The organism is Streptomyces sp. R33, from assembly GCF_041200175.1.
Lineage (GTDB): Bacteria > Actinomycetota > Actinomycetes > Streptomycetales > Streptomycetaceae > Streptomyces > Streptomyces katrae_B.
Window position 1 is genome coordinate 6068444 of record NZ_CP165727.1, and the last position, 21277, is coordinate 6089720.

The following is a 21277-nucleotide window of genomic DNA, read 5'->3' on the forward strand; positions in this document are numbered from 1 at the left end:
CGCAGTGTTCGCTGCGGAAGGGGGGCCGGGTCTTAGACCAGGCCCTCCTTCTGCAGGCCCGTGCAGCAGGTGTCCGTGATCAGGCGGGTCACCACGTACGGGTCCACGTTCGCGTTCGGGCGGCGGTCCTCGATGTAGCCCTTGCCGTCCTTCTCCACCTGCCACGGGATGCGGACCGAGGCGCCGCGGTCGGAGACGCCGTAGCTGAACTCGTTCCACGGGGCGGTCTCGTGCAGGCCCGTCAGGCGCTCGTCGATGCCGGCGCCGTAGTTCTTGACGTGGTCCAGCGGCTTCGAGCCCTCGCCCAGCGACTCGCACGCGGTGATGATGGCGCGGTAGTCCTCGCGCATCGCCTTCGTGGAGAAGTTGGTGTGCGCGCCCGCCCCGTTCCAGTCGCCCTTCACCGGCTTCGGGTTCAGCGTCGCGGAGACGTTGAAGTCCTCGGCGGTCCGGTAGAGGAGCCAGCGCGCGATCCACAGCTGGTCGGAGACCTCCAGCGGGCCCACGGGGCCGACCTGGAACTCCCACTGGCCGGGCATGACCTCGGCGTTGATGCCGGAGATGCTCAGGCCCGCCGCGAGGCAGTGGTCCAGGTGCTTCTCGACGATCTCGCGGCCGAAGATCTCGTCCGCGCCGACACCGCAGTAGTAGCCGCCCTGCGCGGCCGGGAAGCCGCCCACGGGGAAGCCGAGCGGCCGGATGCCGTCGAAGAAGGTGTACTCCTGCTCGATGCCGAAGATCGGCTCCTGGTCCGCGAACTGCTCGGCGACCGGACGCAGCAGGGCGCGGGTGTTCGACTCGTGCGGGGTCATGTCGATGTTCATGACCTCGCAGAGCACGAGGAGGTTGTCGCCGCCGCGGATCGGGTCCGGGCAGGAGAACACCGGCTGCAGCACGCGGTCGGAGGCGTGGCCCTCGGCCTGGTTGGTGCTCGATCCGTCGAAGCCCCAGATCGGCAGCGCGTCGCCGTCGGCCAGGATCTTCGTCTTGGAGCGCAGCTTCGCCGTCGGCTCGGTGCCGTCGATCCAGATGTACTCAGCCTTGTAGCTCACGGGCCCCATCCTTCGGTGCGTCGCTCCGTCGCAGACCGTGCGGGTGCTGCGTTGCGGGTGCTGCGGTCGTGGTGTTGCGATGTCGCTGCGGTGTCGACCGCAGCGTGCCCGCTCGCGATTTCTCTTCCGTTGCCCGGGTGTGAACCCCGTGTTACCGAGGTTTACGCCGCAGGTCGGGTGGGTTGTGCGGGTTGGTGGCAGCACACCCGTCCGAGTGGGGCAGACTGAGCAGGTGAGCATTTCGTACGATTTGACCTCGGCCACCGCCCCCACGGACTCCCCCCGCCTGCCGGCCCGCCCCCGCGTCGGCCTGCTGGGTACCGGCCCTTGGGCCCACCGCACCCATGCCCCGGCTCTTGCCGCGCACGCCGCCGCCGAGTCCGCCGGCTCCGAGTTCGCCGGAGTGTGGGGCCGCCGCCCCGAAGCCGCCGCCGAGCTCGCCGACGCGTACGGCGTGAAGGTGTACGAAGACCCCGACGCGCTGTTCGCCGACTGCGACGTCGTGGCCTTCGCCCTGCCGCCCGACGTACAGGCCCCGCTCGCGGTGCGCGCCGCCGCGGCGGGCTGCCAGCTGCTGCTCGACAAGCCCGTCGCCACGACCGCCCGGGACGCCCGGGCCGTGGCCGACGCCGTCGCCCGGCACGGCGTCGCCTCCGTCGTCTTCCTCACCCTGCGCTTCGCCGAGCCGGCCGCCGGCTGGGTCGCCGAGCAGGCCGGTCGCTCCGGCTGGTTCACCGCGAGCGCGCACTGGCTCGGCGCCGTCTTCCCGCCCGACGGCACGCCCAGCGCGTACGCCGCCTCGCCCTGGCGCAAGGCCAAGGGTGGGCTCTGGGACGTCGGCCCGCACGCCTTGTCCGTCCTGATCCCGGTCCTGGGCGACGTCACGGCCGTCACCGCCACCCGCGGGCCCTCCGACGTGGTCCAGCTCGCACTGCGCCACGCCTCGGGCGCTGCCAGCACCGCGGTGCTCAGCCTCGGTGCGCCGGCCGCGGCGGCCGGGGTGGGGCTGGAGCTGCGCGGGGCCGAGGGCGTGTTCTCGCTGCCCAACTGGTCCGACGTACCCGGCGCGTACGGCCGCGCCCTGGACGCACTGCTCACCGCGGCCCGGACGGGGGTGCCGGACGCGCGAGACGCGGAGTTCGCGGCCAGGCTGACGGAGATCCTGGCGGAGGCGGAGGCGCAGCTGCCGGAGTGAGGGGGCGGGGCCGGGCACCGGGCCGTGGCAGGCCCGGACCGGGGCGCTACTTGATGACGGCGTTGGCCACGATGATGGCCAGTCCGATGGTCGCGTCCGCGAGGCCCATCAGCAGCGCCGGGCCGGTCCGGTAGCCGACGCGGAGCGCCACGAAGGAGCCCCAGGCGAACAGCAGCGCGGTGTTCAGGCCGAGCCCGACGGCGGTCACCTCGTACGAGCCCCAGTCGGCGAGCCCGGAGACGACCAGCAGCAGGACCGTGGGAAGAGTGGCCACGATCATCGGCCGCTCGTTCCACAGCGCCCGCGAGAGGACCCGCCGGCGGTGGGCGGCGGAGCCGGCCTGATGCCCGGCCATGTGGTGTGAATAGCCGTGCGCGAGTGCGGCCGCGCAGGCGGTGACCAGCACCCAGCTGGCGTCGTAGAACGGGGTGAACGCGTCGCCCTCCTGATCGAGCGCGGCCAGCAGTGCAGACGCGAGCACGGTCCCGTAGACCCCGCCGAACATCCAGTCGGCCCCCCGGCGCGGTGGGGGGAGCCGGGGCGCGGCGGCGGGTTGCTGGGGCCGGGTGTCTGACCGGGGATCGGACCGGGGGTCGGCCGGGAAGGGCTGCGCCTGCTGCCGGTTCGGCTCGTTCTGTTCGTTCGGCTCGTTCTGCCCGTCGTCGTTCATCCCGGTCCTTCGATCAGATGCATCCCATTTGGCTGATTTCACACCCTATGGGGTGAGTGGGTGAGGATGAGATGAGGGCGAGGCCGAGCTCCCGGGATCAGCGCCCCGCCCTGCCCGCGCGGCTGATCGCCTGCGCCAGTGCTTCCACCGCCCGGCCGAACGCCGCGTCCGGTGGCGCCGCGTAGCCCACCACCAGGCCCTCCCTGCCCGCCCCGGCGGCGGCCGGGTGCCGGTATTCCGAGAGGCCGTCCAGTGCCAGGCCCGCCGCGCGGGCCGCCTCCAGAGCGGCGGCTTCCGTCCCCGGCGGGAGTTCCACGACCGCGTGCAGACCCGCCGAGATGCCCGTCACCCGCAACTCCGGCGCACGGGAGGCGAGTACGGAGACCAGCTGGTCGCGGCGGTCGCGGTAGCGGTGCCGCATGCGGCGGATGTGACGGTCGTACCCACCGCACGCGATGAAGTCGGCCAGTGCCAGCTGGTCCAGGGCGCTCGCCCAGGACTCCCGCAGCCCCTTCGCCGCAAGGACCCGGTCGACCAGGTGGTCCGGAAGCACCAGCCAGCCCAGGCGGACGGCGGGGGAGAGGGACTTGCTCAGCGAGCCCGCGTAGACGACGTGCCCGGGGTCCAGGCCCTGTACGGCGCCGACCGCCTTGCGGTCGTAGCGGAACTCCCCGTCGTAGTCGTCCTCCACGATCAGTCCGCCGGTCGTACGGGCCCACTCCACGGCGGCGGCCCGCCGCGCCGGAAGCAGCCGGGAGCCCGTCGGGAACTGGTGCGCCGGGGTCAGCAGCAGGGTGCGGGCCCGGGCCGGGACCTCGTCCGGGCGGGCGCCGTCCTCGTCGACGGGGACGGGGTGCGGGCGGACCCCGGCCGCTTCGAGGATGCTGCGGTGGAACGGGAGTCCGTACTCCTCCACGGCCCAGTCGCGGGGCCGCAGCGACGCGAGGAGCCGCAGGCCGTTCGCGAAGCCGGAGCAGATCACGACGTTCTCCGGGCCGGTACGCACGCCGCGCGCCCGGGACAGGTACGCGGCCAGCTCCCGCCGCAGCTCCGGGCGGCCCCGGGGATCGCCGGGCCCGAAGGCCTCGGTGGGAGCCTCGGCGAGGGCCCGCCGGGCGCTCGCGGACCAGGCGCCCCGCGGGAAGGAGGCGGGGTCGGGCTTGCCCTGGAGCAGGTCGTGACGGGGACCTTCGGGGGCGGCCGGGGCCGGGGCGGCGGGCGCGGCGGCGATGGCCGCCCCCTCGGCGACCCGGGTCCCGGAGCCCTGCCGGGCGGTGAACCAGCCCTCGGCGACGAGCTCGGCGTAGGCGTCGGCGACGGCGTTGCGGGCCAGCCCGAGGTCGGCGGCCAGCGCCCGGTAGGGCGGCAGCCGGGTCCCGCCGGCGAGCCGCCCGCTGCGCACGGCTTCGCGGAGGGCCTGCGCGAGGGCGGTGCGCCGGGCGCCGTGCGGGGGCAGCTCGAGATGCAGGTCGGTGCCGGTGCCGGTGCCGGCGTCCGCGCCGGGGCCTGCGCCTGGGCCTTGGCCCGTGCCGCCGCCGGTTCCGGCTGTGGTGGTGCCGGACGCGATGGCGGCGGTGGCCGTGTGGTCGGACGTCATACCGGGAGCGTAGGCGGGCGCGCCTGCACCCTGCGCTGCCCGGCAGGCCTCAGCGGGACAGGGCCTCGCGGACCGCTTCCTCCGAGCGGCCGATGACCGCCGTGCCGTCCTCCGCCGTGATGATCGGGCGCTGGATGAGCTTCGGGTGCGCCGCCAGGTGGGCGATCCAGCGGCCCCGGGCCTCGTCCGTCTCCTCGCGCGGCAGGTCCCGTACGCCGGTCTCCTTCGCGAGCGGGTCCGAGGTGCGCGTGATGTCCCACGGCTCCAGGCCGAGCCGGCCCAGGACCTCGCGGATCTCGTCCTCGGACGGCACGTCCTCCAGGTAGCGGCGCACCGTGTACTCGGCGCCCTCCGCGTCCAGCAGGGTCAGCGCGCTGCGGCACTTCGAACAAGCGGGATTGATCCAGATCTCCATGCGCCACAGCCTAGTCAGAGCCTGTCTGGCCAGGGGCTTCTGTCAGTGGTCCCCGGTAAAATCGAGGGAGAACGACAGGAAGCCAACTACCGTTTGGGAGGCTGTAGATGGCCACTGCCACGACCATGGTGCCCGTCAAGAAGAAGCCGCTGCCGGCGGGCCTGCCCCGCGAATGGTACGAGAGCCACAACCGCCGTCTGAAGGCGATGCGGCTGGCGATATCCCTGCTCGACTCGGGGACGTACGACGCCCGTCGCGCCACCAACCGGAAGATCCGCACGATGGCCGTCCGCACGGGCATCCACCGCCCGTCGAACGTCACGTGCAAGATGGTCCGCGCCTTCATCATCAGCAACGGAGCCTGAGCAACCGACAGGGGCGATGGTCGGACGCGTCGGGCAGAGCGTTCTCGGACGCTCTGCCCGACGACGACGCGACCGCGACCGCGGCCACGCGACCGCGGCCACGCGACCGCGGCCACGTGATCAGGTCACGTGATCAGGACCGCCCGGTCATCGAGGGGCGGCCGCCCCGTCCGGGAGCGACAGCACCAGCACGGCCACGTCGTCGCGCGGCCCGCCGTCGGTGAACGCCACCAGGTCCTGCCACACCGCCTCGACCAGCCCGGCCGGATCCTTCGCCAGGACCGGGATCCGGGCGGCCAGGGGGTAGAAGTCGCCCGCCGCATCGCGGGCCTCCGTCACCCCGTCCGTGTGTACGAGCAGCCGGTCGCCCGGCAGCAGCCGTACGTCGGCCACCACCGCGAGGTCCGCTCCGGCGAGCCCGAGCCCCAGCGGAGGGCCCGGTTCCACGGCCACCTCCGACACCGTGGCCGCCCGGAGCAGCAGCGCCGGGGGATGCCCGCACGAGACGATCCGTACGAGGTCCAGCCCGGGCGGGAACTCGAGCAGCAGCGCCGTCGCGAACAGCTCCGGATGCTCGACGGTGGCGTCGCCCGGGCCGGCCGGGCCCATCGACCCCGCGGAGCCGGCCGACTCCGCCGCACCCGTAGCCCCCGCCGTGTCCGCCAGCAGTCTGCGGTCCAGCCGGGCGGCCACCCCCGCGAGCTCCGGATCGTCCAGCACCCCCTCGCGGAAGGCGCCGAGCAGCGCCGCCACCGTGCCGACCGCCGCCAGGCCGTGCCCCTGCACGTCCCCGACCAGAGCCCGTACCCCGTACGGCCCGACCCGTACGTCGTACAGGTCGCCGCCCACCAGCGTGCCGCGCTGGGCGGCCCGGTACAGCCCGGCGCAACGCACCGGACCGACGCGTTCCGGAACCGGCGGCAGCACCGCCATCTGCGCCGCCTCCGCGACGGTCCGTACGCTGACCAGCTGCGCGTCGCGGCGCCGCCGGACCCAGGCGATCACCACGCTGAGCAGCGCGACCACGGCCACGGTGGCCAGGTCCGCGCCCTGGGCGTGCCCGATCCCGAGCGACGACACGCCGAGCAGCAGCAGCACGATCCCGGCGAAGACGGCGGTGCCGGCCGGGCCGTACGCGAAGGCCGCGACCGGGGGCAGTCCGGCCAGGAAGTAGCCCAGCTCGATGTCGCCCGGCGTGGCGGCCTGTGCGAACACCAGCGCCACCAGCGCCACGGGAGGCGCGAGCCGCGCCCAGCGTGGTGGCGGCTTCCCGTGCAGCCAGCCAGGCTCCTCGCGTCGGCGTCTCACCCCTCCACCCTGGTACCGGGGCCCGGGCCGCGCACGCCGGACCGGCCTGCCGGGTGGACCTGCGGGGTCCGGGCGCCGACAGTGGTCCCGTGACGCACACGGACGGGGTGGAGCAGAGCGCGGCGATCAGCACGCGGCTGAACTGGCTGCGGGCGGGGGTGCTCGGCGCGAACGACGGGATCATCTCCACGGCCGGCCTGGTGGTGGGCGTGGCCGGGGCCACCACCTCGCGGGCGTCGATCCTGGCGGCGGGGGTGGCCGGGCTGCTGGCGGGGTCGCTGTCGATGGCGGCGGGGGAGTACGTCTCGGTGAGCTCCCAGCGGGACTCGGAGCAGGCCGCGCTGGAGACGGAGCGGCAGGAGCTGTTGCAGGAGCCCGAGGCGGAGCTGGCGGAACTGACCGAGCTGCTGGAGGGCAGGGGCCTGAGCCGGGAGCTGGCGCGGGAGGCGGCGGAGCAGCTGACGGAGCGGGACGCGCTGAAGGCGCACGCGCGGGTGGAGCTCGGGATCGACCCCGACGAGCTGGCCAATCCCTGGCACGCGGCGTTCGCGAGCCTGGTCGCGTTCACGGTGGGGGCGCTGCTCCCGCTGCTGGCGATCGTGCTGCCGGGGCCGTCGCAGCGGGTGCCGGTGACGGTGGCGGCGGTGCTGGCGGCGCTGACGCTGTGCGGGGTGATCAGCGCCCGCCTCGGCGGCGCACCTCCCCTCCGGGCCGTCCTGCGCAACGTCGCGGGCGGCGCCCTGGCCATGACGGTCACGTACGCGGTGGGCACGTGGATGGGCACGAGCTGACCCCACCGCCGCCGCCGGCCTCGGACGCCGGCGACGGCGCCGCACCCGGACGGGTCCGGCCCGGGCCCGGGGAACGGGGGAAGGGCGGCGCGGGGAGGGGAGCCCGCGCAGCGCCACCGGATGCACCGCGCAGCGGACCTGCATCATGGGCCCATGCGTATCGCCATCACCGGCTCCACCGGCCTCATCGGCCAAGCCCTCGTACGGTCCCTGCGCGCAGACGGCCACGACGTCGTCCGCTTCGTGCGCCGCACGCCCGCCGCACCCGACGAGGCGGCCTGGGACCCGCGGCGCGGGTACGTCGACCCCGCCGGGCTCGCCGGCTGCGGGGCCGTCGTCCACCTAGCGGGGGCCGGGGTCGGCGAACACCGGTGGACCGCCGCCTACAAGAAGGAGATCCGGGACAGCCGGGTGGCGGGAACCAGCGCCCTGGCCCGGGCGATCGCCGCGCTCGATGCGCCCCCCGCCGTCTTCGTCTGCGGCTCCGCCATCGGCTACTACGGCGACACCGGCGACCGCGCCGTCGACGAGCACGCCCCGGCGGGGCAGGGCTTCCTGCCCGAGGTCTGCATCGAGTGGGAGGCGGCCGCCGCCCCCGCCCAGGAGGCCGGCGTACGGACGGTCTTCGCCCGGACCGGACTGGTGGTCGCCGCCGAGGGCGGGGCCTGGGGCAAGCTGTTCCCGATCTTCCGCGCCGGGATCGGCGGCCGGCTCGGCAACGGCCGGCAGTACTGGTCCTTCATCTCCATGCACGACGAGATCGCCGCGCTGCGGCACGCCATCGACACCCCGGAGCTGTCCGGCCCCGTCAACCTGACCGCCCCCGAGCCGCTGACCAACCGTGAGGTCACCGCCGCGATGGGCCGGGTACTGCACCGGCCGACGCCGTTCCCCGTACCGGCGCCCGCCTTGCGCGTGGTCCTGGGGGAGTTCGCCGGGGACGTTCTCGGCAGTCAGCGGGTACGGCCCGCCCGGCTGTTGGAGACGGGGTTCACCTTCCGGCACCCGGGCATCAACGAGGCGATCCGCGCCGCGCTCGCCCGCTAGGGGGTGTCTGACGGATCAGGGCCGGGCCCGGGTCTATCCGACCCCGACCCGTCAGACACCCCCTAGCCGCTCGCTCCGTCCCGGACCCCCACCGCGGCGCGCGGCTCCGGCGCCGTGCGACCGGTCGTGACCCGGATGCGACCGGTGTGCGACCGGAGTCGGACGTAATACGGCACCGAACTCGGGTTCCCATCGAGCCCGTTGGGGGAAGGAGGATCCCCACACAGCCGCGCCGACCTCGGGGAGGGGCACGTGCTCAGCAGCTCACACCGCGCCGCACAGCATGCGGACGTCGTCATCGTAGGAGCCGGGGTCTCAGGACTCGCGGCCGCACACCACCTGATCGCGGCAGGGGTCACGGTCACCGTTCTGGAGGCCGCCGACGATCCCGGCGGCCGGATGGCCACCGAGCACGTCGACGGATTCCGGCTGGACCGGATCGGGCAGCTGCTCAACACCTCGTACACGGAGCTCGACCGGACCCCCGGCCTGGCCGGACTGGTCCTGCGGCCCTTCGCACCGGGGGTGCTCGTCCACACGGACGGCAGGCAGCTGCGCGCCGGAGCGCTGACCCCGGCCCGTGCGCTGGCCAGCGGCTCCTTCGACCAGGCCCGGCTCAGCGCCTACCTCGGCCGGCTCGCCGCCGTGCCCGTGGAACGCGTACTGGCCCGCCCCGAGCGCACGGCACTCGCCGCCCTGCGCTCCCGGGCCCACGGCACGACCCTGCGGCCCCTGCTCGCCGCCCTGCTGCGCGATCCGGAGCTCACCACCTCCAGCCGCGTCGCCGACCTCGCCCTGCGCACCTTCGCCCGCGGCCGGCTCGCCGTGCCCGAGGGCGGCGCCGCCACCCTGCCCGGGCTGCTCGCCGCCACCCTGCCGCCCGGCACGGTGCGCACCGGGGTCCGGGTCCGGTCGGTGGCGACCCGACTCGTCACCACCGAGGAGCACGGCGACTTCAGCTGCCGCTCCGCCGTCCTGGCGACCGGCGCGCGGGCCGCCGCCGAACTGCTGCCGGGGCTGCGGGTGCCGGAGTTCCACGAGATCACCGTCATCCACCACGCCACCGCCGCCCCGCTCCCGCGGGACGGCTCGCTCCTGCTCGACGGCGATCCGCGCTGGCCCGTCGCGCACACCGCCGTGATGAGCGCGGTCGACCCGACGCGGGCCCCGGCCGGCCGGAGCCTGGTCACCACCACCGTGCTCGGCCCGCCGCCGCCCGCGCGGACGGTCGCCTCGCGCCTGTCCCGGCTGTACGAGACCGGCACCCGGGACTGGGAGCTGCTGGCCGTGCACCACACCCCGGAGGCCGTCCCCGCGATGTCGCCGCCCCATGACCTGCGCCGTCCGGTCCGGGTCCTGGCCGGGCTGTACGTGTGCGGCGACCACCGCGACTCCAACACCGTCCAGGGGGCACTGCACTCGGCCCGCCGCGCCGCCACGGCCGCCCTGCGCGACTTCGGCATCCGGCTCCCGGCGAGCGCGGAACCCGCCCTTCCGGCGGTGGCCTGAGAACCATGGCCTGAGCACCACGGCGCCAGGGCCCGGTTCCGCCCCGCGGAACCGGGCCCACGCCTGACCCCGTATCAGCAGCTCACGACAGCGCCGCCACCCGGTCCCGGTACGTCCGCACCGCCGAGGCGTCCCGGTACGGCTCCAGCCGGCGCTCGAAGTCCCGTACGTACTCCACCGCGCGCACCGACCGCATCTCCATCGCCTGCTGCGCCGCCTCCGCACCCAGCGCGCACGCCTGGTCCAGCTCGCCCAGCCCCAGCCGCGCCGTGGCCAGCACCACCCGGCACAACAGCCGCGAGCGCGCGAACGCGGGCGCCCGCAACTGCAGGGACCGCTCCGCGTGCTGAGCCGAGGCCCGGTACTGCTGGAGGTCCCGGTGGCAGTGCCCGAACTCGTCCGCCAGCTGCGCCTCGTCGAACAATCGCGCCCAGTGGGGTACGTCGTCCCCCGGCCGGGCCGCACCCAGCGCGCGCTCGGCCCGCACCAGCGAGGCCGTCGCCGCCCGGACCTCGCCGAGCACCGCGTGCCCGCGCGCCTCCGCCGAGTGCAGGAGCGCCTGCACCACGGGCGGCGGCCCCGAGCCGACGCCCTGCTGCGCGACGCGGGCCAGCTGCACGGCCTCCCGGCCGTGGCCGAGGTACACGGCCTGCCGGCTCATGGTCACCAGCACGTACGAGCCGTACGGCCGGTCCCCGGCGGCCTGCGCGAGGCGCAGCGCCTGCACGAAGTACCGCTGGGCGAGCCCGTGCGCGGCGATGTCGTACGAGGTCCAGCCCGCGAGCCGGGTCAGGTCGGCAGCGGCCGAGAACAGCCGCCGCCCGGTGGTCTCCCCGTAGGTGCCGCGGAGCATGGGCTCGGCCTCGTGCTCGAGGTAGCGCACCAGGGCCTGCCGGGCGTGCCCGCCGCCGTAGGTCTGGTCCAGGGTCCGGAACAGCTCGCTCACCGACCGCAGCGCCGCGATGTCCCCGCCGGTCACCCGCTGGCCGGGGCCCCGGTCGATCTGCCGCTGGCGGGGCACCGAGCTGCGCCCCTGCACCGGGACGCGGGCCGCCGCCGCGGCCGCCGCCGCCGCCGGGTCCGCGCCGCGGCCCACGCGCTCGTCGGGCCGCCCGATGAGCCAGTCCCGGCTGGGCACGACCAGCCCGGCCGGGGTGAACGCGATCTTCCGCAGCTCGGCGTGGGAGCCGGAGTCCTTGCGCCAGAGCCCGCTGGCGATGTCGACGGCCTCCTCCGGGGTGGCCGCGAACTCCAGACCGGCGTAGACGGGCGCGCAGGCGTCCAGGCCCAGGTCCTGTGCGGAGAGCCGCCGGCCCAGGCGCCGGGTGAAGACCTCGGCGATCAGCGCCGGGGTGGTCCCGCGCGGCTGCTGCCCGCGCAGCCACCGGGTCACGGAGGTCTTGTCGTACCGCAGATCGAGACCGTGCTCCAGGCCGAGCTGGTCGACGCGGCGGGCCAGACCGGCGTTGGAGAACCCGGCTTCCGCGATCAGCGCCGCGAGCTGCCGGTTGGGGACGCGCTGGGCAGGTCGTTCCGTCATCGGCTCCACGGTTTCCTGACGTGACGGACCGGAGTCCCGGCCCTGTGAACGGCGTGAATGTAGCGGCGAACTCCGCTCATGCCGCCCCCTCTGTCCCACATTCATCCGATCGTGTGCAGAATCGGTAGGGCTCTTTACGGACCGCCCCCTTCCGTCCGCGTACGCTGCGCGACATGACCCGCAGGCCCACCGCGGCGGAGCCCTCCGCCGACGCCACCGCGCCACTGCCCGCGCCCGGGCTGCCCGCGCCGCTGACGGCGCCCGAGCTGACCGAGGCCGAGTGCCGCCGGTGCGGCACGTACATCGCGGGCCTGGACGGCCGGTACGCGTGCGGGGTCTGCGGCTGGGTCAACGACCACTCCGAGGGCCACCGGCGGCTGCCGCGGGCCGACGAGGACCCGGACCGGCCGCCCCGGGGCCGCAGGCGGCCCAGGCCGCTGCCGCCGGGCCCGCAGGACGGGCCGCCGCCAGGGCCGCCGACGGGTGACTGAGGGGTCGGAATCCGGCCGCCGTACTCTTGGCTTGGCACGATACGTGCACACGGCAGGTTCAACGAGGAGGCGCTGCGGTGGCTGAGCTTGGGTTTGTCCGTCTGGGCTTCGGACCCGATTACGTCGAGTACACCCGGGCCTGGGAGGAGCAGCGGCGGGTCCACGCCGCGCGCTTCGCGGACGAGATAGGCGACACCTGCCTGCTGCTGGAGCACGAGCCCGTCTACACCGCCGGCCGGCGCACCGCCGACAACGAGCGGCCGCTGGACGGCACACCCGTCGTGGACGTGGACCGCGGCGGCAAGATCACCTGGCACGGCCCGGGCCAGCTGGTCGGCTACCCGATCATGAAGCTGCCCCGCCCCGTCGACGTCGTCGCGCACGTCCGCCGCCTGGAGGAGGCGCTGATCCGCACCGCCGCCGAGTTCGGCCTGGAGACCACCCGGGTCGAGGGCCGCTCCGGCGTGTGGGTGCTGGGCGACCCGATCGACGAGCGTCCGAAGATCGGCGGCCTCTCCCTCGACTTCGACCCGCGGCTGACGGACGAGGAGTTCGACCCGCGCCTGAACGGCCCCGAGTACGCCCCCTCCAACGCCGGCCAGCGCCGCGAGGACCGCAAGCTCGCCGCGATCGGCATCCGCGTCGCCAAGGGCGTCACCATGCACGGCTTCGCGATCAACGTGAACCCGGACAGCACCTGGTTCGACCGGATCATCCCGTGCGGGATCCGGGACGCCGGTGTGACCTCGCTCTCGTACGAACTGGGCCGGGAGATCACCATCGCCGAGGTGCTGCCGGTCGTCGAACGTCACCTGAAGGGCGTACTGGAGCAGGCCGAGCTGCGGCCCCGGGAGATCGAGCCGGCCGCCGGCTGACGCCCGGGGGAATGCGACCGCCGCCCCCCAGGTTGGCGGACGTAAGAGCGTATGAAATTACGGGCGTACCCTGGTGGGCGCCGAAGAATCGAAGTCACAGGGAGCCGGTCGTGTCCGCAGTCGCACCCGACGGACGCAAGATGCTGCGCCTCGAGGTCCGTAACGCCCAGACGCCCATCGAGCGCAAGCCCGAGTGGATCAAGACCCGGGCGAAGATGGGTCCCGAGTACACGAAGATGCAGGCCCTGGTGAAGGGCGAAGGACTGCACACCGTGTGCCAGGAGGCCGGTTGCCCCAACATCTACGAATGCTGGGAAGACCGCGAGGCCACCTTCCTCATCGGTGGCGACCAGTGCACCCGGCGCTGTGACTTCTGCCAGATCGACACGGGCAAGCCCGAGGCCCTGGACCGGGACGAGCCGCGCCGCGTCGGCGAGTCGGTCGTCACGATGGACCTGAACTACGCCACGATCACGGGCGTCGCGCGCGACGACCTGGCCGACGGCGGTGCCTGGCTGTACGCAGAGACCGTGCGCCAGATCCACCAGCAGACGGCGGGCCGCGAGACCGGCCACACCAAGGTCGAGCTGCTGGCCCCCGACTTCAACGCGGTCCCGGAGCTGCTGGAGGAGGTCTTCGCCTCCCGCCCCGAGGTCTTCGCGCACAACGTCGAGACGGTGCCGCGGATCTTCAAGCGGATCCGCCCCGGCTTCCGCTACGAGCGCTCGCTCGACGTGATCCGGCAGGCCCGCGCCTATGGCCTCGTCACCAAGTCCAACCTGATCCTGGGCATGGGCGAGGAGCGCGAGGAGGTCTCGGAGGCGCTGAAGGAGCTGCACGAGGCCGGCTGCGAGCTCATCACCATCACCCAGTACCTGCGGCCTTCGCCGCGGCACCACCCCGTCGAGCGCTGGGTGAAGCCGGCCGAGTTCGTGGAGCTGGCGAAGGAGGCCGAGGAGATCGGCTTCTCCGGCGTGATGTCGGGCCCGCTGGTCCGTTCCTCGTACCGCGCCGGGCGCCTCTACCAGCAGGCGATGGAGAAGCGCAGCCGGGTCTGAGTGCAGGTGTGACGCGCGCTACCACACGGACTGTGTGAACTCACGCACAAAGTCTTACCAACGGGTAACACCGCATCGACGCGGCCCCTAGGCTCTTTTTTGTAACGAAGAGCCCGGCGGGCCGCGTAAATGTTTCATCACCGTTTGACCGGCCGGTCATGCCCTGGTAACACCAGTCAGTGACGATGGGTCCACGCACCGCGCACGCCGTCGCCCACCGCCGACGCACGCCCGACGCGCACCCAGACCGACATGAGCACCGTGAAAGGGATCGACATCATGCAGGCCGCGCCCGTACGCGCCATTGCCATTCCGTCGTTCACCGACGCCTTCCGGGGCATCGAGTCGCTGCTCATGAGCGGCGCCCGCCGCAACGCCTGGACCGCGGTCCTCGAGGACCGCCGCCGAGCCAAGGACCGGGTCGAAACCGAGCACGTACTCGAGGCCGCGGCGACCCGGACCTCGCAGGCCACGTAAACTTCGCTGTATGGCGAGGAAGTCAAACGCAGAGACTGCTGCGAACCCCGGGCGACTGAAGCAGATCGCCCTGACGTACAAGATGACGCGCAAGGCCGACCCGAAGGTCGGTCTGATCGTCGCGGGCGTGGGAATCGTCACCTTCGGTGTCTTTCTTGCGATCGGCTTCCTGATCGACCACCCGGTCTACCTGGGCATCCTGGGCTTCCTGGTGGCGTTCCTCGCGATGGCGATCGTCTTCGGACGGCGGGCCGAGCGGGCTGCCTTCGGGCAGATGGAGGGACAGCCGGGCGCGGCCGCGGCCGTACTGGACAACGTGGGACGGGGCTGGACGACCACCCCGGCCGTCGCGATGAACCGGAGCCAGGACATCGTCCACCGGGCCGTCGGCAAGGCGGGCATCGTCCTGATCGCCGAGGGCAATGCGAACCGGCTGAAGCCGATGCTCGCCGCCGAGAAGAAGAAGCTGGCCCGGATCATGCCGGACATCCCGGTGTACGACTTCATCGTGGGCACCGGCGAGGGCGAGGTCCCGCTGAAGAAGCTGCGCACGACGCTGCTCAAGTTGCCGCGCACGCTGGCCGGCCCGCAGATCACCCAGGTCAACGACAAGCTGCGTGCCATGGGTGACCTCATGAGCAACATGCCGCTGCCGAAGGGCCCGATGCCGAAGGGCATGCGGATGCCGCGCGGCGGAAAGATGCGCTGACCGGCTCAGCTGATTTTCGTATACGAACAGAGGGGCGCCCCCGGACCTGTCGGTCCGGGGGCGCCCCTCTGTTCCGTCCGTCGTACCGCGTCCGGCTAGATGCGGACCTGGACGGCGCGGGCGAGGCGGTCGTGCAGGCCGCGCCCGTCCCGGTCCCAGACCAGCGCCGGGATGACGAGGGCGAGCAGCACGGTGCGCAGCACGACCCGGCCGAGGCCGAGGCGGCCGCCGCCCTCCGCGACGACCCGCAGGCCCACGAGCCGCTTCCCGGGAGTGAATCCCACGGTGCCGATGGTGAGGATGCTCAACACCACGAAGAGCGCCAGGGTCCAGTTACCCGTGGCGGTCGCGTTGCCGCCCGTGATCAGCCCGTATGCGATCACCTGGCAGCCGACCCAGTCGATGCCGAGGGCGCCGAGGCGGCGGCCGAAGCGCGCCACCGAGCCGGGCCCCTCCTGGGGCAGGCCGAGCCGCTGGCCCCGGTAGCCGAAGTCGACGCCCATGTCCTCGGCGGCCGCGCGGGGGCCGGAGAGCCAGGATCCGATTGCCTGTCTGTTGTCCACCCGACCACGGTACCGGTGGTGTCCCACGGCGTTCCGGCGGGACCCTGGTTAACTTGAGCGAAACAAATGGGTCATGCTTGAGAAATCCCGCCTGCTTATGGTCGGGTCAGCGTGCGGCACCGCACTGACGCACCACGAGCTATAAAGCCCGCCCTGCCCCGGGGTCGGGAGTAGGAGGAGTTGGATGTTCCAGAACGCCGACGAAGTGAAGCAGTACATCGAGGAGAACGACGTCAAGTTCGTCGACGTCCGCTTCTGCGACCTGCCTGGTGTGATGCAGCACTTCACCATCCCGGCTCGGGCATTCGACCCGGCGGAGGAGCTCGCCTTCGACGGCTCCTCGATCCGCGGCTTCCAGGCGATCCACGAGTCCGACATGGCGCTGCGTGCCGACATCAGCACCGCGCGTCTGGACCCGTTCCGCAAGGACAAGACGCTCAACATCAACTTCTTCATCCACGACCCGATCACGGGCGAGGCCTACAGCCGCGACCCGCGCAACATCGCGAAGAAGGCCGAGGCGTACCTCGCCTCCACCGGCATCGCCGACACCGCGTACTTCGGCCCCGAGGCCGAGTTCTACGTGTTCGACAGCGTGCGCTTCGCGACCTCCGCGAACGAGGGCTTCTACCACATCGACTCCGAGGCCGGCGCCTGGAACACCGGCTCCGAGGAGAACAACCGCGGCTACAAGGTCCGCTACAAGGGTGGCTACTTCCCGGTCGCCCCGGTCGACCACTTCGCCGACCTGCGCGCCGAGATCTCCCTCGAGCTGGACGCCCAGGGCCTCCAGGTCGAGCGCCAGCACCACGAGGTCGGCACCGGCGGCCAGGCCGAGATCAACTACAAGTTCAACACGCTGCTGGCCGCGGCCGACGACCTGATGCTCTTCAAGTACATCGTGAAGAACGTCGCCTGGCGCAACGGCAAGACCGCGACCTTCATGCCGAAGCCGATCTTCGGTGACAACGGCTCGGGCATGCACGTGCACCAGTCGCTGTGGGCGAACGGCGACCCGCTGTTCTACGACGAGGCCGGCTACGCGGGCCTGTCGGACACCGCCCGCTACTACATCGGCGGCATCCTCAAGCACGCCCCGTCGCTGCTCGCCTTCACCAACCCGACGGTGAACTCGTACCACCGCCTGGTCCCGGGCTTCGAGGCGCCGGTCAACATGGTGTACTCGCAGCGCAACCGCTCCGCCGCGATGCGCATCCCGATCACGGGCTCGAACCCGAAGGCCAAGCGCGTCGAGTTCCGCGCCCCGGACCCGTCCTCGAACCCGTACCTGGCGTTCGCGGCCCTCCTGCTGGCCGGCCTCGACGGCGTGAAGAACAAGATCGAGCCGATGGAGCCGATCGACAAGGACCTCTACGAGCTCTCCCCGGACGAGCACGCGAGCGTCCCGCAGGTCCCGACCAGCCTCGAGGACGTCCTCAAGGCCCTGGAGGACGACCACGAGTACCTCCTGGCCGGCGGTGTCTTCACCCCGGACCTGATCGAGACCTGGATCGACTACAAGCGCACGCACGAGATCGCCCCGATCGCCCAGCGCCCCCACCCGCACGAGTTCGAGCTCTACTTCGACATTTAAGTCAGCCGCAGGTCAGGACGCTTTTCCGTCCCCCTGGGCCGTCTTCGGGCCGTCGCCGGTGTCTCCCCTTGCGGAAGACTCCGTCGACGGCCCTTCGTGTTTTCGCCTCGCTGTCGGGCACGAGGTGCGACAGGGAGCCCGGGTCGTCGCCGTATCGGCCGGCGGGCCGGTGTGGCACGGTGGCGGGGGCGCGGCTGCAGAGGGAGGAGTGCGATGACGCGAAGGTGGTTGTGGGGTGCGGGAGCCGGGTTGCTGCTCGTCGGGGCGGCCGGCGGGTTCCTCTCCGGGGTGCTGTGGGACCGGACTCCCGAGGTGACGATCGGCCCGCAGGCTGCGTCCGGTTCGGCGGTGCCGCAGTCCCGCGAGGCGCTCGTGGCGGCGTGGGCGGCCGAGCTGGAGAAGGCGGGCAAGGGGCTGCCGGAAGGGTGGGAGGTGCTGACCGCGGAGGAGATCCGGGGCCGGTATCTGCACCAGAAGGTGGTCAACGCCCCGAAGGCCGAGGGCATCGACCCGGGCATGGCCCGCCGGGCTGACTGATCGGGCACGGCAGAGGGGCCCGCAGCCGATCGTCCGGCTGCGGGCCCCTCTGCCGTACGGGGCTAGTTGTTGGCGTTGATCGCGTTGATCACCGCGACGGCCTGATCCCCGTGGTCCGAGGAGTACAGGTTGTCGTTGATGCGGACGTCGTTGTCGTCGGTCTCGACGTGGGAGTTCGCGCCGACGATCCGGCCCTCGGGGGTTGCCATGGGGCCGCCGGACGCGCCCGCGCCCATGTCGCAGTCCATCTCCAGGCGGTTGTCCCACGGGTACCAGTCCACCGCGTCCACGACGTCACCCGTGCAGTAGAACTGGGTGTAGCCGTCCATGTCGGTGCGGTTGAAGCCCTCGCCGGGGAAGCCGGAGTCGATGATGTCGGACCAGTCGGAGCCGTACCCGAACTTGTAGCCGAGCGCGCCGACGGTGTCGGTCAGGTTCGTGTAGCCGGTCGGGGCGGAGACGGTGAAGGCGGCGAGGTCGCCCTCCTCGTAGTCCTTGTCGCGGGTCCATGCCTGAGGGGCCACGAACGACCGGGCCGCCCATTCGCCCCAGGGAGCCTGGTAGTCACCAGGGCTGGTGGGGTCTTCCTTGTAGCCGGGGATGAACAGCACCAGGTCGTAGAAGCCGTCCGAGCCGCGTCCGTCGCCGGGGTGGACGCAGTGTCCGGCGGTCCAGACGGTGTTGTTGCCGTCGGCGGCGATCGACGCCCCGGTACAGCCGTGTTCCTTGCCGGCGTCGTCGATGAACACGATCTTCCCGACGACGGTGGCCGGGGAGTTCTGCGGGAACGGCACCTTGCGGGCGACGGGCATCTCGGGCACGTCGGCCGCGGCCGCCATGGTCGAGGCCGTGCCGGTCTTCTTCGCCGGGCGAACCTGCGGAGCCTCGGCCGTCAGGCCCGCACCTCGTGCCCTTCCGGCGGTGTCGGTCGCTTCGGACGCCGCCTTGTCGGCGGCGGCCTTCGCGTCACGGGCGACGACGGACTGGTCGCCCTTCTCGTTGGCGAGGGCCTTCTTGACGCGCTCCGGGGTCCAGAAGTCCCGCACCTTCTGCGGGTCTGTGGCCTGTTTGCCGACCGTCACCGCCGGGACTGCCGGTGCTGCCGGGGTCTCGCCCGCCGAGGCGGTCGTGAGGGTGGCCGGGATCATGGCCATGGCCATGAGGACGGCTGCGGTCGTCCTGCGGGTGCTGCGTACTAACACGCTCTACCTCTCCAGTTGACGTATCCTCCTGTCGCGCCGTGTCAGTGAACACCACGGGCATGGGCATTCTGTGAACGCGCTGTGTGAGACGTCTGGATGGAATCGCGACCCAACTTCCGACCGGCGGCGGAGAGTTGAGTCGCCTCGCGGAGCGCCTTGCGGCGACGGCGATACGCGCGTCCCTGGACTAGGCCGAAGCCGGACCGGCTCCCCGCACCCCCCGGAGCAGGGACATGCCGCTCGTCAGTTCGCGGAGGCAGCGGACCGCCAGTTCCGGGGGGGAGCCCGGGCCGGCTACCGGGGCTTCCGTGGTCGACCAGAGTTCCAGGGCGATGCGGATGGCGTCCGTGGCGGCCGCTGCGAGGAGGCGGACGCCCAGGGGGTCGGCGTCCTCGCCGGCCAGGCGGGCGATCACCGGGACGAGGCGCTCCTCGGAGTCCTGGTTCACCCGGTACCAGACCGCCCGCAGCGCCTCGTCGGAGGCGGCCGCACGGAGCAGGCCGCGGGTCACCTCCAGGCCCTCCTCGATCGCGTGGAGGTCGCTGAGCGAGCGGGTCACCGCGCGTTCCAGCGCCGCGTCGAGCGGGGTGCCGGGGTCCTCCTCGGCGAGGAGGGCGCGCCAGGCGTCGCCGCCGCCGGCGAGCAGCGGGGCCACGGCCTCCTGCTTGTTGCGGAAGTACCGGTAGAACGTGCGCAGGGCCACGCCGGCGCGGTGCGCGATGTCCTCGGCGGTGGTGCCGTCGGGGCCGTGCTCGGCGAAGAGTTCGCAGGCCGCGCGGGCGATGTCGAGCTGGGTGGCGGCCTTGCGGCGCTCGGTCAGCGACTGGGCTCCGGGGCCGGCCTGGGGAGAGTACGGACGAGGGGATCTCACGGGTGAAGCCTACCTCCCGGGAACGAGAGTAATTGCACGCTTTGACGCCCTGGCAAAACGTGCCATCGACTCGGTACGCTCGCCCCCATGAACCGTTACGAAGGACGTCGCGTCCTCATCACCGGCGGCGGCTCCGGCATCGGCCAGGCCACGGTCCACCGCATCCTCGCCGAGGGCGGCCGCGTGCACACCGTGGACGTCAACGACGAGGGGCTCAAGCGCACCGCGGAGCAGGCCGCCGCCGACGGGTGCGCGGACCGGCTCACCACCGCCGTCCTCGACATATCCGACGAGGCCGCCGTGCAGAGCGGCGTCGCCGCCGCCGTCCGGAGCCTCGGCGGGCTCGACGTGCTCGTCAACGCCGCCGGCATCCTGCGCTCCGCGCACACCCACCAGACCACGCTCGAGTTCTGGAACAAGGTCATTGCGGTCAACCTCACCGGCACCTTCCTGGTGATCCGCGAGGCGCTCCCGGCGCTGCTGGAGGGCGACCAGCCGGTCGTCGTGAACTTCAGCTCCACCTCGGCGTCCTTCGCCCACCCCTACATGTCCGCGTACGCGGCCAGCAAGGGCGGCATCCAGTCCATGACCCACGCGCTGGCCGCCGAGTACAGCAAGCAGGGCCTGCGCTTCGTCGCCGTCGCGCCCGGCTCCATCGAGAGCGGCATGACCACGGGCAACGGCCCCGGCCTGCCCGAGGACACCGACTGGAGCCTGTTCACGAAGCTGGCCCCGGCCATCGGCCAGGGCTTCGCCGGTCCGCAGACCGTCGCCGGCGTCGTCGCCATGCTGGGCTCCGAGGACGGCGCCTTCATCACCGGTACCGAGATCCGGATCGACGGCGGCACCCACTACTAGGGATCAGCCCCTGAAGCGGTCCCACAGCCGGGGGAAGCGCTCCGCGAGCACGGCTTCGTTCTCGAAGTCCAGCGGGGTGCCCTCCGGCTCGGCCGCCTGCAGCGGAATCCCCAAGTCCGGTGCCACCGCGCCCGTCAGCTGCTCGTACGCCTCGTCGGCCGCGTACCCGAGCTCCTCGCCGTCCCCGTCGATGTCCTCGTCGAACTCGTCCAGGAGCTCCGCGAGCGCGTCGGGGTCGTGCACCGCGCCCTCGAAGACCTCCCGGCCCTGGCCGATCAGCCAGCACCGGAAGTAGTCGAACGCGTCGTCGCTCGCCCCGTCGAGCAGGACCCAGGCCGCGCCCCACAGGTCCCACGTGTACGCCCGGTTGTACCGGGACTCGAAGTGCCGGGCGAAGTCCAGGACGGAGTCCGGATCGAGCTGCGCCAGCCGCTCCACGAGCAGCTCGGCGTGTTCCTCGGGGTCGCCCTCGGCGGCCTCGCGGGTACGGTCGACGATCTCCCAGAACTCCGTCTCGTCCATCACCGCTCCAGCATCACGGGTGAGCCCCCTC

The 21277-nt window shown here is 72.7% G+C and carries 23 protein-coding genes; 13 read left to right on the top strand and 10 right to left on the bottom strand.

What is annotated here, in order from left to right; genetic code table 11:
• Positions 1-32: 32 nt before the first annotated feature.
• A complete protein-coding gene (gene glnII / locus AB5J51_RS27930) occupies positions 33-1052 on the bottom strand; it encodes a glutamine synthetase (RefSeq protein WP_053785107.1) in 1020 nt (339 codons plus the stop codon).
• A gap of 238 nt (positions 1053-1290) precedes the next feature.
• Between glnII and AB5J51_RS27935 the strand changes: the two genes are divergently transcribed.
• A complete protein-coding gene (locus AB5J51_RS27935) occupies positions 1291-2247 on the top strand; it encodes a Gfo/Idh/MocA family protein (RefSeq protein ID WP_369780328.1) in 957 nt (318 codons plus the stop codon).
• A 46-nt stretch (positions 2248-2293) separates the two neighbouring features.
• On the opposite strand, the gene AB5J51_RS27940 is transcribed toward AB5J51_RS27935, so the two are convergent.
• The 3 genes from AB5J51_RS27940 to AB5J51_RS27950 all read right to left on the bottom strand — a co-directional run bounded on the left by AB5J51_RS27940 (position 2294) and on the right by AB5J51_RS27950 (position 4929).
• Complete coding sequence (locus AB5J51_RS27940; protein ID WP_369778953.1) at positions 2294-2917, bottom strand: hypothetical protein; 624 nt, start codon at positions 2915-2917, stop codon at positions 2294-2296.
• A 97-nt stretch (positions 2918-3014) separates the two neighbouring features.
• Entirely contained in the window at positions 3015-4514 is a 1500-nt protein-coding gene (locus AB5J51_RS27945) for a PLP-dependent aminotransferase family protein (RefSeq protein WP_369778954.1), read from the bottom strand.
• A gap of 49 nt (positions 4515-4563) precedes the next feature.
• A complete protein-coding gene (locus AB5J51_RS27950) occupies positions 4564-4929 on the bottom strand; it encodes an ArsC/Spx/MgsR family protein (protein ID WP_030291666.1) in 366 nt (121 codons plus the stop codon).
• A gap of 107 nt (positions 4930-5036) precedes the next feature.
• On the opposite strand from AB5J51_RS27950, the gene AB5J51_RS27955 reads away from it, so the two are divergent.
• The gene (locus AB5J51_RS27955; protein WP_136224551.1) at positions 5037-5294 is read left to right on the top strand and encodes a hypothetical protein; all 258 of its coding nucleotides are present in this window, start codon (positions 5037-5039) and stop codon (positions 5292-5294) included.
• 147 nt (positions 5295-5441) lie between these two features.
• On the opposite strand, the gene AB5J51_RS27960 is transcribed toward AB5J51_RS27955, so the two are convergent.
• Positions 5442-6602 carry a PP2C family protein-serine/threonine phosphatase gene (locus tag AB5J51_RS27960; protein ID WP_369778955.1) on the bottom strand — a complete coding sequence of 387 codons (1161 nt, stop codon included), beginning with the start codon at positions 6600-6602 and terminating at the stop codon, positions 5442-5444.
• Between the two features lie 89 nt (positions 6603-6691).
• Here AB5J51_RS27960 and AB5J51_RS27965 point away from each other — a divergent pair, with 89 nt between their 5' ends.
• From AB5J51_RS27965 to AB5J51_RS27975, 3 genes are all read left to right on the top strand, one after another.
• Positions 6692-7393, top strand: coding sequence for a VIT family protein (locus tag AB5J51_RS27965; RefSeq protein ID WP_053785211.1), 702 nt, complete (start codon positions 6692-6694; stop codon positions 7391-7393).
• 153 nt (positions 7394-7546) lie between these two features.
• The gene (locus AB5J51_RS27970; RefSeq protein WP_369778956.1) at positions 7547-8440 is read left to right on the top strand and encodes a TIGR01777 family oxidoreductase; all 894 of its coding nucleotides are present in this window, start codon (positions 7547-7549) and stop codon (positions 8438-8440) included.
• A 252-nt stretch (positions 8441-8692) separates the two neighbouring features.
• Positions 8693-9949 carry an FAD-dependent oxidoreductase gene (locus AB5J51_RS27975; RefSeq protein WP_369778957.1) on the top strand — a complete coding sequence of 419 codons (1257 nt, stop codon included), beginning with the start codon at positions 8693-8695 and terminating at the stop codon, positions 9947-9949.
• Positions 9950-10031: 82 nt separating this feature from the next.
• Here AB5J51_RS27975 and AB5J51_RS27980 read toward each other — a convergent pair whose 3' ends face one another.
• The gene (locus tag AB5J51_RS27980) at positions 10032-11489 is read right to left on the bottom strand and encodes a regulator (RefSeq protein WP_369778958.1); all 1458 of its coding nucleotides are present in this window, start codon (positions 11487-11489) and stop codon (positions 10032-10034) included.
• A gap of 173 nt (positions 11490-11662) precedes the next feature.
• On the opposite strand from AB5J51_RS27980, the gene AB5J51_RS27985 reads away from it, so the two are divergent.
• The 5 genes from AB5J51_RS27985 to AB5J51_RS28005 all read left to right on the top strand — a co-directional run bounded on the left by AB5J51_RS27985 (position 11663) and on the right by AB5J51_RS28005 (position 15099).
• Positions 11663-11980 (top strand): hypothetical protein, encoded by a 318-nt coding sequence (locus AB5J51_RS27985; RefSeq protein ID WP_369778959.1) that lies wholly within the window; start codon positions 11663-11665, stop codon positions 11978-11980.
• A gap of 77 nt (positions 11981-12057) precedes the next feature.
• A complete protein-coding gene (lipB, locus tag AB5J51_RS27990; RefSeq protein ID WP_136224556.1) occupies positions 12058-12855 on the top strand; it encodes a lipoyl(octanoyl) transferase LipB in 798 nt (265 codons plus the stop codon).
• Positions 12856-12965: 110 nt separating this feature from the next.
• A complete protein-coding gene (gene lipA, locus AB5J51_RS27995) occupies positions 12966-13913 on the top strand; it encodes a lipoyl synthase (protein WP_030291682.1) in 948 nt (315 codons plus the stop codon).
• A 279-nt stretch (positions 13914-14192) separates the two neighbouring features.
• Entirely contained in the window at positions 14193-14390 is a 198-nt protein-coding gene (locus tag AB5J51_RS28000; RefSeq protein WP_030291684.1) for a hypothetical protein, read from the top strand.
• A gap of 10 nt (positions 14391-14400) precedes the next feature.
• Positions 14401-15099 (top strand): DUF4191 domain-containing protein, encoded by a 699-nt coding sequence (locus AB5J51_RS28005; RefSeq protein ID WP_053785114.1) that lies wholly within the window; start codon positions 14401-14403, stop codon positions 15097-15099.
• A gap of 95 nt (positions 15100-15194) precedes the next feature.
• On the opposite strand, the gene AB5J51_RS28010 is transcribed toward AB5J51_RS28005, so the two are convergent.
• Positions 15195-15662, bottom strand: coding sequence for an RDD family protein (locus AB5J51_RS28010; protein WP_369778960.1), 468 nt, complete (start codon positions 15660-15662; stop codon positions 15195-15197).
• 184 nt (positions 15663-15846) lie between these two features.
• Between AB5J51_RS28010 and glnA the strand changes: the two genes are divergently transcribed.
• Together glnA and AB5J51_RS28020 are read left to right on the top strand one after the other, a co-directional pair.
• On the top strand, positions 15847-17256 hold the full coding sequence (gene glnA, locus AB5J51_RS28015; RefSeq protein WP_053785116.1) for a type I glutamate--ammonia ligase: 1410 nt from the start codon (positions 15847-15849) through the stop codon (positions 17254-17256).
• Positions 17257-17469: 213 nt separating this feature from the next.
• Positions 17470-17793 (top strand): hypothetical protein, encoded by a 324-nt coding sequence (locus tag AB5J51_RS28020; RefSeq protein WP_369778961.1) that lies wholly within the window; start codon positions 17470-17472, stop codon positions 17791-17793.
• Positions 17794-17855: 62 nt separating this feature from the next.
• On the opposite strand, the gene AB5J51_RS28025 is transcribed toward AB5J51_RS28020, so the two are convergent.
• Together AB5J51_RS28025 and AB5J51_RS28030 are read right to left on the bottom strand one after the other, a co-directional pair.
• A complete protein-coding gene (locus AB5J51_RS28025) occupies positions 17856-18995 on the bottom strand; it encodes a serine protease (RefSeq protein WP_369778962.1) in 1140 nt (379 codons plus the stop codon).
• A 187-nt stretch (positions 18996-19182) separates the two neighbouring features.
• Positions 19183-19866 carry a TetR family transcriptional regulator gene (locus tag AB5J51_RS28030; protein WP_053785119.1) on the bottom strand — a complete coding sequence of 228 codons (684 nt, stop codon included), beginning with the start codon at positions 19864-19866 and terminating at the stop codon, positions 19183-19185.
• Positions 19867-19953: 87 nt separating this feature from the next.
• Between AB5J51_RS28030 and AB5J51_RS28035 the strand changes: the two genes are divergently transcribed.
• Complete coding sequence (locus AB5J51_RS28035; protein WP_136224559.1) at positions 19954-20724, top strand: SDR family NAD(P)-dependent oxidoreductase; 771 nt, start codon at positions 19954-19956, stop codon at positions 20722-20724.
• 3 nt (positions 20725-20727) lie between these two features.
• On the opposite strand, the gene AB5J51_RS28040 is transcribed toward AB5J51_RS28035, so the two are convergent.
• Entirely contained in the window at positions 20728-21246 is a 519-nt protein-coding gene (locus AB5J51_RS28040) for a DUF4240 domain-containing protein (RefSeq protein ID WP_053785121.1), read from the bottom strand.
• Between the last annotated feature and the right edge of the window lie 31 nt (positions 21247-21277).